Raw genomic sequence first — 12478 nt, 5'->3', positions numbered from 1 at the left:
GCCAGAAGATAGATATGATCCTTCGATACATGCCCTTACAATATGATTACTTCATGGGCTCCACATCTCTCTTGGATCAATTCCCTCACTCGATTCCCAACTTCCCCGATCAATACCACTCGGCGATATTTCGCGATCCACGCCAGATACAGAGGTATTTCGTATACTGTATGCTAACCATATCAATATTCTTTCATGATCGCTTTAGCATAACGGATCGTTTCTCTTTGCTAAAGCCTTCACCTAAAGGCGAGGATTTTAATCCTCCCCGTTGGAGACAATAAAATCATCATCTCGCTGATAAGCGATGGAATGATTCCCTATGAAAACGCTGATCCTGACCGAAAAGCCGTCCGTAGCCCAAGACTTCGCCAAATCGCTTGGCGTGAAGGGAAAGCATGACGGCTATATCGAGAACATCGAATACGCTATCGCTTGGGCGATTGGACATCTTGTCGCCTTGCTGGAACCGCAAGAATACGACGCCAAATGGAAGAAATGGAGTCTGGAAACTCTGCCCATCCTGCCCGAATCATTTCAATATAAGCCGATCGCCAAGACTCAAAAACAATTCCATGTTCTGCAAAAATTGTTAACGAGCGGCTCCTTCGACCGGATCGTGATCGCCACCGACGCCGGGCGCGAGGGGGAAGTGATCGCCCGCACGATTCTTCTCATGGCCGGATTCGAGGATCAGAAAAAACTGTTCCGTTTCTGGAGCAGTTTGGCGCTCACTCCGCAAGTCATTGCCCATGGATTGAAATCGCTCCAACCCCTATCCGATTACGACCGGCTTTGGCAAGCCGGGCAATCGCGTCAAATCGCCGACTGGCTAGTCGGGATGAATTTTTCGCGCGCCGCCACCGTCTCTCTGCACGATCTGTTCAGCGTCGGGCGGGTGCAGACGGCCGTTCTCGCTCTTTTGGTCGATCGCCGCCGGGAAATCGACGCCTTCAAGCCTGTCCCCTATTGGCTGCTGACGGTTCAATTCGCCAATGAAAAAGGAGAATGGATAGGAACCTGGTTTCATGGGAAACAGACTCGCTTCGAGAAGAAGGAAGACGCCGAACGCATCCTGTCGAAAGTCCTCCATCAAACCGGCGCGGTTTTGTCCGTAAGCAAGCAAAAGAAGCGCCAGCCGCCTCCCTTGCTGTATTCTCTGACCGATCTTCAGCAGGACGCCAACAAAAAATTCGGCTTTACGGCACAGGAAACCCTCGATGTCGCTCAGAAACTTTACGAGAAGCGTAAATGCCTCTCCTATCCGCGAACGGACGCCAAAGTCCTCGGAACGGAAAACGTTGGAATGGCGCAAAATCTCATCCGCAAACTATCGCAAACCTATCCACCCATCTTTTCGGGCATCGACAACCGTCTTGTCAACGCATCGAACCGGCGCGTCTTTAACAACGCGAAACTGACCGATCACCACGCTCTGATCCCGCTGGCTCCCTTGCCGCCGGAGGCGGGGGATTACGAACGCAAAATTTACGATTTGGTCTTGAAACGGTTTGCCGCCGCTTTCTATCCCGATTGCGAGTATGAACAAACCGAAATCATCGCCAGCGTTGAAAATGAGACGTTTCGCACGAAAGGAAAAACGATTCTCCAGCCCGGCTGGCGCGCCGTTTATGGAATGGAGCCGGAGCGCCCGGACGAGCGCGATGACGAGCCTGAGCAGGAAAATCTGCCGCCGCTGCAAAAAGACGATCCAGCCCATGTCCGCCAGGCTCGCTTACAAGAAAAGAAAACTGCGCCGCCGCCCGAATACACGGAAGCCCTGCTGCTCAAGGATATGACGAATCCGGGAAAATACGCATCGGAGGAGGAATTGAAAAAAATCTATCGGGGAGATGTGGGATTGGGAACCCAGTCTACGCGGGCGCAAATCATTGAAGTCCTGCTGAAACGGAAGTACATACAACGAAAAAAGACGCGCTTGTTAGCTTTGGAAAAAGGATGTTTTCTGATCGATTCGTTGAGACGATTTTCCGTTGCCGGAAAAATCGCCTCCACCGATGAAACCGCCCGCTGGGAGAGGCAATTGGAGCGGATGGCGCAGGGAGAGAAGGGCGGCGAACGGTTTCTGGAAAATATTGGGAATTTCGTAAAAGATGCCGTGCAAGAGATGAAAACGGTTTCCCAATCAACCCGCATGACGAATGAATTGGGAAATTGCCCCCAATGCGGAGGAAAGATCATCGAAGGGAAGCGCGGATTTGGGTGTTCGAATTGGAAAAAAGAAGATGGCGGCTGCTCGTTCGTCGCTTGGAAAACGATTTCCGGGAAAGAGATTACTCCCGCGATTCTGCAAAATCTCTTGTCGCGCAAGAAAATCGGCCCGCTGGATGGCTTCGTTTCCAGCAATAACCAACCCTGTTCCGCCTTTCTCAAACTCGTTCAAAGCAAGGAGGGATGGAGCGTAGAATTGGAAATTGCTGAGAAACAAAAGGAAAAATCAACGAACGCCCAATCGCTGGGATGCTGTCCCGATTGCGGGGGAGAAATCATCGAAGGGAAAAAAGGATATGGCTGCGAAAACTGGCGAGAAGAGAATGGAGGGTGCCAATTCGTAATCTGGAAAACGATAGCCCAAAAGAAAATTCCCAAGAAAGCCGTTTCGCAACTGCTGAAAGGCGGCAAGACAGACATAATCCAAAGCTTCAAATCGAAAGAAGGAAAATCCTTTTCCGCTCGGTTAAAATTGATGAAAAACAAACCTGGACCATCGAAGATCGTTTTCGAGTTTTCCCATCATGCAGAGAACTAGAACACAAGCGGGGATGATATTCGTCCCCGCTTGCGATAAACATTCAACCGTATAGATCAATACATCATCCATTCATTGACATCGACAAATACCGTCGTCGGCTTGAAGGTTCCTCGCTTCAAACAGATGAAATCGATGCACAATGCGTTGTTGTAGCCAAAACCGAACGATTCGGCTTCCACGTCGACGCGAAAATAGTTGTTGGAAATGCTGCTCATGGTGCTGACATCGCCGTCCCATGCGTAAACCCATCCGCCTTGCGGCGGCGCGAATCCGTCGCGAGTAGCCAAAATTCCGCCGAATTCCTCGAGGTAAGCAAAGACTGTGGCGTCGAATTCATCCTAAACAAGCGTGCGGTTATCCTTATGCCATTGCTATGCGAACGGCGGCGAAAAGCGAGCTGGGGCTAATCGTAAATTAACTTGACTATGCGCGAATCATTATGAGAGAATCCAGCGAAAGCTTAGTGAAAGACCTTTTTTTTATGCATTATGGGAGTTATTGCTGACTGAGACGGTTTATACCTTATCTATTTAACACTGGCAACAGGAGAATGGACATGATACGTTTGAATCAAAAAAGATTCATACGCGTTGGTTTGATTCCACTTTTTATACTATTTTTCTACTCCGCCGGTTTTGCGAACGACTGGCCTGCTTACCGCTGCGACGCCGCGCGCAGCGGCTTCGCTTCGGAAACTCTCGCGAACGATCTGTATTTGCAATGGAGTTATTCGCCGAACGATATTCCCAAACCTTGTTGGCCGATGCCCGCCTCCGAATTGCCTCGAATGCACAGCGATAACGCTTACCATGCGGCGATCGCCAACGGCAAAGTATTTATCGGATCGAGCGTAACGAATGAAATCTTCGCTATGGATTTAAAGACAGGCGAACCGCGCTGGAAATTTTTTGCGCAAGGACCGGTTCGTTTTGCTCCCGCCGTATATGAGGGAAGAGTCTACGCCGGATCGGACGACGGCTATGTCTACTGTCTTGACGCCGCCGACGGTTCGCCGTTATGGAAGCGCCGCGCGGGACCTAGCGAAGAAAAAGTAATTGGCAACGGAAGAATGATTTCCTTATGGCCGGTGCGCACTGGCGTTCTTGTAGATAATGGGACGGCGTACTTCACCGCCGGCGTTTTTCCCTACGAAGGGTTGTACGTATGCGCCCTAAATGCAGCCGATGGATCCTTAGTTTGGAAAAACGATACCATCGGCGATTATGCGCACGAATTGCAGTATGGCGGCATCTCTCCGCATGGCTATTTGCTCGCTTCTCCGGATGTTCTTTACATTCCATCGGGCCGATCCATGCCTGCCGCTTTCGATCGCCATACGGGAAAATTTCTTTTTTATGCGTCCCCCGGCGCCAAACGCGGCGGCGTTTGGTCTCTACTTGACCAGGACAGACTTATTGCCGGAGTGGATTTGTCGGGCGCGCCTCATAAAGTATTTTACGATGCGAAAACGGGAGAACGATTGAACGACGCATTCGCCGATGTTCCCGGAATCGACATGGTCGTCACCTCCAATCTAACCTTCGTGATTACGCGAGACGGCCTGACCGCTATCGATAGGCGGCGGTTTGCGGATGCGAAAAAAAGATTAAGCGAGTTATCTTCCGAACAAAACGAACTCAGCAGTCAGCTAACCGATTTAAGAGAAAAACGCCGCCAATCCGATGAGAAAGACCGCCAGCAACTGGATGACGCCATCGAGGCGCTTGTTTTAAAAATTGGACGAAATGGAGACGAAATAAAAAGTTTGCAACGCGAAGGTTTTCTGTGGAATTACCCAGCGAAAGACCTTTGCTCAATAATTGCGTCCGGGAATACCGTTATTGCAGGTGGAAAAGAGATCGTAATCGGCGTCGATTCCCAAAACGGAAAAGAAAAGTGGCGCAATTCAATACAAGGCAACGCCGCGGGATTGGCTGTGGCGGATAAGCGACTTATCGTGAGCAGCGACGCCGGTCCGATTTATTGTTTTGGCGAAAATAAAACCGACGCCAACGACGAGATGAAATTTACGCCGGATCCGAATCCATTTCCCGAAGACGATTTAAGCGCTTTGTATCAAGCCTCCGCTGAAAAAATCCTTGCGGACGCTCAATGCCAAAAAGGTTATTGCCTGGTTCTCGATTGCGGAGAAGGCCGACTCGCTTACGAACTGGCAAAACGTTCGAAACTAAATATCATCGGATTGGAAAAAGATTCGGAAAAACTGAGCCGGGCGCGGGAAAAACTATACGACGCCGGTTTGTGGGGAAATCGCGTAGTCGTCGAGCCTTGGGATATTTCCACTCTTCCCGATTATTTCGCCAATTTGATCGTTTCGGACGGAATGCTGTTCGCCGGGAAAACGCAATCCGCCGACAACGAACGTTACCGCGTACTTCGCCCTTGGGGCGGCGCATCGATGCTTGGCTATCGGCAAAATGGCGAAACGTCATGGGAAAAATTCGTCCGCGGCGAATTGGAAGGCGCCGGGAGTTGGACGCAAGAATACGGCGATCCGGCGAATACGGCTTGTTCTAACGATCAACTCGTTGACGGCCCATTGGGAATTCTATGGTACGGCGAACCCGGCCCGATCGGCATGGTGGAACGTCACGCGGAAGCCCAAAGTCCCGTCTGCATGAATGGGCGCGCATTCATGGAGGGAGAAAACATCGTAGCCGCCGTAGACGCTTTCAATGGAACGCCTTTATGGAAAAAGGAAATACCCGGCGCCGTACGCGTCAAAATCAAAGCCGACAGCGGCAATCTTGCCGTGAGCGAAGATAGCCTATTCGTCGCCGCCGCTGACGAATGTTATCGCCTCGACGCTGCGACGGGAAAAACGATTCGGGTTTATCGTTTGCCCCCAACGGCCGATGGGACTAATCGGCGATGGGGTTATATTTCCGTCGTCAATGGGATTCTTTACGGTTCCTCCGCCTTGCCGATGAAAGAAGAATATGGCGATCTTATCAGACTGTGCCTGCGGAACGGTCAATGGAAGCCGGACGGCGATATCCCTGAAGAATTCCACGAACGATATCTTTATTACAAAAATCTATATCCCGATCCGCAAGATTTCTTGCGCGCCGCGGAGCGGGACGGGACGTTATACCGCTACATGGCGGCATTCGGGAACGGCGGCGAATTTATGCAGAAAAACGCCGTTACGGAAGGAATGATGACGAGCGACAAAGTCTTCGCCGTCAATATCGATACCGGCGAATTTCTTTGGATATGGGACGGGAAGAAAATCGCCAATATTACCATAACGATTGGCGATGGGAAAATATTTTTCGCCGACTGCGCCATTACGCAAGAAGAAAAAGAATGCGCCATTCGCGACCGTCTCGATCTCATCCAAAAAGGAATTTACAAACTGAGAGAAGGAATCGCCGCCGAATTGGAAGCCGTTAAAAAGAAATTGACCGACAATGCGGCGGAAAACAACGCCGCAACCAAGCGGACGCTGGAATATTTGGCGGCGTCCGCGGAAGCGGAAATGTTTAAGGAAGAAAATCCGTTGGGTAGTTTAACTTACGCGGATGCGGACGCGCGAAAGATCGTCGCGCTTGACGCAAAAACAGGCGAGAAATTATGGGAAACCTTCGTTGATTTGACCGGCGGTTGCGGAGATAGAATGGGCGCCGCCTACGCTAAAGGCATGTTGGTTTTTTTTGGCAACTATGGCAATCACGACGCCTGGCGATTCATCAACGGCGGACTGCAATGGCGGCGCATCGCCGCCTTTCGCGCCGACAGCGGAAAGATGGCGTGGTCTCGCACTCTGAATTATCGAACGAGACCCGTGATTGTGGGCGACAAGATTATTCTGGAGCCGCGCGCTTGCGACCTCTATACCGGAGAAACGGTCATGCGCAGCCATCCCATTACCGGCGAGCAGGTTCCCTGGGAATTTCTGCGGCCCGGCCATACTTGCGGCATTACATCCGCATCGGCGAAAGGACTATTCTATCGCTCGGCTTGCACGGCTTTTTACGATCTCGAAGAAGATCGCGGCGTATCGTTATTCGGCGCGTATCGTCCCGGTTGCGCCATTAGCATGATCCCCGCCAGCGGCGTGTTGCTTTCACAGGAAGCGGCGGCCGGTTGCACTTGTTCGTATCCCGTTCGCTGCACGCTGGCGATGATGCGAAAATCGCAGCGTCAACAACCGTGGAGTATTTACGTGACCCCAGGCGACCTGAAACCCGTGAAGCATTTTGCGATCAATTTGGGCGCAGCAGCCGATATGAAGGACGACGAAGGCGTCGTTTGGTTTGGTTATCCCAATCCCAAAACGGACATGTACAATCATTTTCCGAATTATGGCGTAAAATTCGATCTCTCGGAAAAGATAGAAAACGGCGCCGGTTATTTTTGCCGCGACTTTAAAGGCGTCGAACTGGAGGGGACGGATAAACCTTGGCTGTTCTCGTCGGGATGCTTGGGTTTTGAAAAATGTCAAATTCCACTTATGGACAATCAAAATCAAGAAGGCGTTTACTACACTATCCGCTTAGGCTTTCGCCCCATGCCAGACGATCTCGAAGGACGGCGAATATTCGATATTAAAATTCAAGACCAGATCGTCGATTCGAATGTGGATATCATGCGGTTGACAGGCTCAGCGAACAAAGTGATTGTAAAAGAATTCAACCATATCCTCGTATTGGACGATCTGAATCTGGAACTGCTCCCCCACGATAACGAATGGGATCAATCCCCTATTCTGAATTGCATTGAGGTCTTTCGCGAACGCATCTAGTATTGCGATGCTAAAGCAGCGTATCAATATATCAGACTAAAGAAATCGTATCCAAAGCGCCGGAAACGCCATGTCCGGCGATGTCGAACAATGCGATGGCGATGTGATCCTCGTCATAAACATCCAGAAAGGGCGAAATAATTAAATGGATCGCTCAGGGCAATGGAACATCTTCAGGCGGATGTATCACTCATCCAGACATATATGAGGGATTTGGGGAATGGGAGATAAAAATTCTGACAAAAACATCGACGATTGGTATACTCAATTAGCGGATGAAAAGAAAAAAATAACCGATAGGCGTTTGGAGGATGAAATCCATGCCGACGAAAGAACCGCAGAAGAATCCAGTGGAAGCGCTGAAGAACTATATCGGCAAAGGAAGGCTGATTTGGTATCTATACAAAGAGTTTACGCTGCCGACAGTAAGGCAGAGCTTGAGCAGCAGCTTATTGCCGAAGGTGTTGCTGCGGAAGATATAGACAAGATTCTGGAACCGTATGCGGATTTGCCGGACAATTTGACGCTGGAGAACCTTCCTAAACACAGGCCGATGGATAGGGTAAGAGGATGCCTGGCGCCGTCCTGGTTAAATTATTCCGAGCCGAGAGAGAAAACCATCCTCGAAGACATTTCCAACATTCAAATGGATGGATCGCTTTCCGGTAATCATGGCGATGGAACGCTCAGCTGGATGGATCGCCTTCCATCTTTGAAAAAAAACATCCTTGAATCATTTCCCCGAAACTTTCCAAAAACGTCTTTTTTTTCTCCTAGTGATAGCATATAGGTAGCATTAGAAATTTTAATGGGTGGGAGAAATGTACTGTAACTCTAAGATTTTCAATGGTCGGGGCGACTGGATTCGAACCAGCGACCACCTGAACCCCATTCAATTTCTAGGCTAAAAGCATTAAAATGCAATATAATGAAAATCACTGCAACCTGCTGTATCCCTTTTACTTACCTCTTTGCGATATGATGCCATAGAATGCAAGCAAATGCAACCTGTTGTAGCATTTCTATGGAAAAATCTATGGAAAAAAGCTAAGAACTTGGGATGCTTGAGTTTGATCATAGTGTTCTCAAAAGGCCATACTTTTCAAATACCTGCTCCCTCCTCCTTCTTGCCCCGATTGACATGAACATGCAATCTGCAAAATCCTTTTGTCGAGAGGCGCTTTATTTGTTTGTGAAGTTCCCGTTCACTTTTTACCGGGATCGGCTGTATTCATCAAGTAAGCCGCTCCTAGCAAAACCAGTAGATTGATTTGACGAAAAAGACCAGAAGATTGTTGCCAATTTATCGCGTATGCGCGAATCGATTAAACGTGTTTGGCGCTTGTAGGATTAATACATTTCCCACTCTCCGATCTTCGTTTCCTTATTGAGCAGGTAGATTTTCAGATCGTCAAACCAGACTTCATTCTCCCCATTCTCATCGCCGGGATTTCCCATGTGCATGATGTATAAAAGCGGATCGCTCGTTAAAAAATCCCCTCTCGGAAGAACGACATCGACATAAGTCCATTCATTGGCGTTTTCGATGGGAACATCCACATCGGTTCCCGTCCAGGGATCTTCGCTCATGGCGATGATGGGCCGGATCGTAAACGGGACGACTTGGGTGCGAATCCAGAACGTTACCCGCCACTCATACAAGTCGGAACCTTCCGGCCGGGCAAACGCTTCGTTGGAAAACTGCAGATTGGTTAAGGCGACATTATCGGGAGTGTACGTAAGAACGACTAACGCGTTTCCGCCGTTCGGACCTGCTTCAATCATCCCCAGCAGTTCGGCGGTGGCGTTGTTATTCTGCACCATATACCAGCCGGGAACAAGTTCTTCGCCTTCAAAAGGCTCTTCAAAAACCAACTCGCCAGGAATTTCCTGGGCAGTAAGCTGCACAGGCAGGTTTGCAAGCGCAATCAGAAGAATAATCGCGAGTCTAAAAACCTTTCCTTTAGAATTCTCATTCATTTTCCTGCCTCCTTTATTCGGCATTATCCATTTCAAGCGAGGAATCGAACTGTATTTTTGATTTTCATCCGATTTTTCCATGCCAGCATGATTCATATCAATCGCTTTTTATCATACGATTCATATCGAGTCTACGGAAAAGCGCTTTTTTCTTTAATCCATCCATCGAAATTCCCATTGCCGCGTCATGTCTCCTCCGGTTAACCGATCCGAACGCGCTAATAGTTTTTCAAATGATCCACGGTGGAATTGGTTGTTGTCGTAGAGATTTCCGCCGAATCTGGATTTTTCATCAAACTGGAGATATCCAACGCTTCAAAATTCGATCCTTTTACAGTTCTTAATTCATTGACTAACTGATCGTTGTCCCATCTCGAATGAGGGGCGCCGCTAATAAACCAGTTACTCCCATTATCGGCCAAAATCATTCCATATTTTTTCAATGCGGTAAGGATTACTTTCGTCTGAGGAGAAAAACCTGAAATATCAAATGAAGATTTCAGACGAAAACGTTGTCCCATCGGCGGCAACGAGGGATTTGAACTTCGAGAGGCAAAATGACGGGCTGGCCAGACATAAGCCTGTCGGGTTTGTTCGCAAGTAAAACGAAGGGCATGTTTAATCTCTCCAGCAGCCGTTTCTTCATAGCGGGCGAGACCGGGCAGAATCGGCAATCCCGCCGCATCCACCGATGTCCAACTTTCGGGCCGAAGACGATTGGATCGCAAATCGAAAATCGCTCCCGAACCAGCACGCCAGCTTCCATCGGGATTTTGGTAAGCGGAAAAAGTTCGTACAGCGTGCAAGTATTCTTATCGACGATGATAATGTGTCTGTCTCCCGCGCCATTCGGTCCGCCTTCGATGGCGGCATCGGATGGAATGGGATATGGCCCGAGATCGCTTTCATCGGAATATGCGAAGGATACGAATACTTTTGGGGGAGAATCGGCAACAATTGTATAGGGGATTCCATTGGGAGCGCCCATCCACAATCCGCTGCCAAAATCGGGATGCAATCCGATATCAGCGCCGATGGAATTGACATAGTCGCTGGATTTTGGATCGACGGGCAAATGATCGATTCGAGTATTCCAAACATTATTGGCGGGAAATATTCGGCAACTTTCGATCTCTTGCGATAAAACAATTGGAGATGAACATACGACGAGCAATACAATGGTTAGGAATAGCCATTGATCATGGATTTGAGAACAATACATCGCGCTTCCGTTTCTTGTTTGTAGTAAAATCGAATCCATAGTCGATGTAGTTTATACCCGCTAAACTTCACTCAAACGCTTTGCGTTGCAAATGCTCGAGTACTTAGGATCGCCAATCAAAGAAGATACTCTTTCATTTCCCTCAATGAATAGATTGTAAGCATATCCACGAGAAATAATTTTACTCCGCTTCCACGTTGGCTGAGCATGTCCTTGTCACTGCTTGAAACTTCATATTTCCCAATTAATGATATTTCTTCCTCCATTTTCGCCCACAGCATCCGTAAAAGAGAAGAGCGGAACGGAAATTTCTCGCTTAACTGTTCCCGGAAAAGAACCACCTTTCTCTAATGCGGCGAGGCCATCAAATATTTCATCATCATAGTATTGTTCCTGGCACTGCTTGCACACCCGCGCCGGAATATTTTCTAAAATAACTAACTTTTCAGCGATCCAAAATACCGATTGGACGCGACTTTCAACGGTCTCTGATTCACAGTATTTACACGTAAGACTCTCTGGATCGCCTTGAATATCGCTGACTGGTCCGGTTGCAGAACTTGATTGAAAAGAGGGAGATTCAAAACAGGCGGTATACTGCCGATCCAGTAGTTGAGGCGCGTGGTTGTTTTTTGCGAAATGGGATTTTGATAAAGAATATACAGAAGCCAGAATCTGCCGATTGATTTTGAAGGGTGAATACGCCAATACTTTCCGAATCTGCTGCGTGGTTTCTTCTGCGAAGAATTGTTCCCCGCATCCTTGACATAACATACCGGGAATATTATCTATAACAACAAATCCCTTCCGGGTCCAAAATGCTCCTTGGATGCGGTCATCGCAGGCGTCGAAATTACAATAGGGACATCTCATAGCCATTTATTTCGTTGGCTGGCCGCTGCTGTTCGCGACCATTGAATCCGACCTACCCGCGTACCATCTTTTCCGCCGCCGCAATAATATCATTAGCACTGACCCGCATGTACCCGATCATTTCCGGCGCGCCGGGCGGCGGGGCGTCTGGAAACGCCAGTCGTTTGAATTGAACGCCGGACGTCGCCTCCGCTGTTCGGGCTATAATTTCCGCGCCATTGCAGAAACTGTAACTGCCATCATCGGCAGTCAAAAGTCTGCCGGTCTTCTTTACGGAAGCGATGATGGTTTCCATCACCGGCTCCAAAGGCGCCAAGGTGCGCGGATCTATGAATTCGGCGCTGATTCCGCGCTGGCGTAATTCCGTAACCGCTTTGGAAATCTCGACCGTCTGCGGGGCATAGCCCACAATGGTAATATCTTTCCCTTCGGTCCGCACGGCGGCCTCTCCGATGGGAATCGTATAAGGTTCGTCAGGAACCTCGGGACCGGAAGCCGGAACTGGATATTGACAGAACACAACCGGATCCACGTCTCGAATGGCGGATATCATTAAGCCTTTGGCATCGTAGGGATTGGAAGGTATGACGACCTTCAGTCCCGCGAGCCGGGCATAACAAGATTCAAGTCCCGCGTCCGCATGTTGCCCCGCTTGATAAGGCGCTCGGCCCTGCATATCAGCCCAGAGCACCATGGGAAAAGCCGCTTGTCCGCCGGTCATGTGGCGAAGTTTACCTGTACGCGCCGCTCGGAAATTGACCCGCTTGGGATGAAATAACGGTTGGAAATTGACCCACCCTTAGACCATGATCTGGAGGTCCTGATATGGACGTCCGGAGGAAAGGATGCTGAGGATGGAACA

At 49.2% G+C, this 12478-nt stretch carries 8 protein-coding genes and 1 pseudogene; 3 read left to right on the top strand and 6 right to left on the bottom strand.

What is annotated here, in order from left to right:
• Positions 1-35: 35 nt before the first annotated feature.
• The gene (locus AB1656_21580) at positions 36-158 is read right to left on the bottom strand and encodes a hypothetical protein (protein ID MEW6237988.1); all 123 of its coding nucleotides are present in this window, start codon (positions 156-158) and stop codon (positions 36-38) included.
• A 164-nt stretch (positions 159-322) separates the two neighbouring features.
• Between AB1656_21580 and AB1656_21575 the strand changes: the two genes are divergently transcribed.
• Positions 323-2770 (top strand): DNA topoisomerase 3, encoded by a 2448-nt coding sequence (locus AB1656_21575; GenBank protein MEW6237987.1) that lies wholly within the window; start codon positions 323-325, stop codon positions 2768-2770.
• 56 nt (positions 2771-2826) lie between these two features.
• Here the strand turns inward: AB1656_21575 and AB1656_21570 are convergent, their stop codons facing one another.
• The gene (locus AB1656_21570) at positions 2827-3060 is read right to left on the bottom strand and encodes a hypothetical protein (GenBank protein MEW6237986.1); all 234 of its coding nucleotides are present in this window, start codon (positions 3058-3060) and stop codon (positions 2827-2829) included.
• A 269-nt stretch (positions 3061-3329) separates the two neighbouring features.
• On the opposite strand from AB1656_21570, the gene AB1656_21565 reads away from it, so the two are divergent.
• Both AB1656_21565 and AB1656_21560 read left to right on the top strand, forming a co-directional pair.
• A complete protein-coding gene (locus AB1656_21565) occupies positions 3330-7541 on the top strand; it encodes a PQQ-binding-like beta-propeller repeat protein (protein MEW6237985.1) in 4212 nt (1403 codons plus the stop codon).
• A 220-nt stretch (positions 7542-7761) separates the two neighbouring features.
• Positions 7762-8331 carry a hypothetical protein gene (locus AB1656_21560; protein ID MEW6237984.1) on the top strand — a complete coding sequence of 190 codons (570 nt, stop codon included), beginning with the start codon at positions 7762-7764 and terminating at the stop codon, positions 8329-8331.
• Between the two features lie 560 nt (positions 8332-8891).
• Here the strand turns inward: AB1656_21560 and AB1656_21555 are convergent.
• The 4 genes and pseudogenes from AB1656_21555 to AB1656_21540 form a co-directional block, all read right to left on the bottom strand.
• Positions 8892-9521, bottom strand: coding sequence for a hypothetical protein (locus AB1656_21555; protein MEW6237983.1), 630 nt, complete (start codon positions 9519-9521; stop codon positions 8892-8894).
• A gap of 218 nt (positions 9522-9739) precedes the next feature.
• Positions 9740-10743, bottom strand: a pseudogene (locus AB1656_21550) (hypothetical protein).
• A 231-nt stretch (positions 10744-10974) separates the two neighbouring features.
• Positions 10975-11616: a YgiT-type zinc finger protein gene (locus AB1656_21545; protein MEW6237982.1), complete on the bottom strand. Its 642-nt coding sequence runs from the start codon at positions 11614-11616 to the stop codon at positions 10975-10977.
• Between the two features lie 52 nt (positions 11617-11668).
• Positions 11669-12337, bottom strand: coding sequence for a transketolase C-terminal domain-containing protein (locus tag AB1656_21540; GenBank protein MEW6237981.1), 669 nt, complete (start codon positions 12335-12337; stop codon positions 11669-11671).
• Between the last annotated feature and the right edge of the window lie 141 nt (positions 12338-12478).

It is taken from the genome of Candidatus Omnitrophota bacterium (assembly GCA_040755155.1).
Taxonomy (GTDB): Bacteria; Hinthialibacterota; Hinthialibacteria; order Hinthialibacterales; family Hinthialibacteraceae; genus JBFMBP01.
The sequence above is the reverse complement of the archived record's forward strand: the minus strand, read 5'-3'. Positions and strand labels throughout refer to the sequence as shown.

Excerpts from the sequence above, each read along its gene's own strand:
- AB1656_21540 (MEW6237981.1), bottom strand. The coding sequence starts at position 12,337 with ATGACCGGCGGACAAGCGGCTTTTCCCATGGTGCTCTGGGCTGATATG.
- AB1656_21560 (MEW6237984.1), top strand. The coding sequence starts at position 7,762 with ATGGGAGATAAAAATTCTGACAAAAACATCGACGATTGGTATACTCAA.
- AB1656_21575 (MEW6237987.1), top strand. The coding sequence starts at position 323 with ATGAAAACGCTGATCCTGACCGAAAAGCCGTCCGTAGCCCAAGACTTC.
- AB1656_21545 (MEW6237982.1), bottom strand. The coding sequence starts at position 11,616 with ATGAGATGTCCCTATTGTAATTTCGACGCCTGCGATGACCGCATCCAA.
- AB1656_21565 (MEW6237985.1), top strand. The coding sequence starts at position 3,330 with ATGATACGTTTGAATCAAAAAAGATTCATACGCGTTGGTTTGATTCCA.
- AB1656_21555 (MEW6237983.1), bottom strand. The coding sequence starts at position 9,521 with ATGAATGAGAATTCTAAAGGAAAGGTTTTTAGACTCGCGATTATTCTT.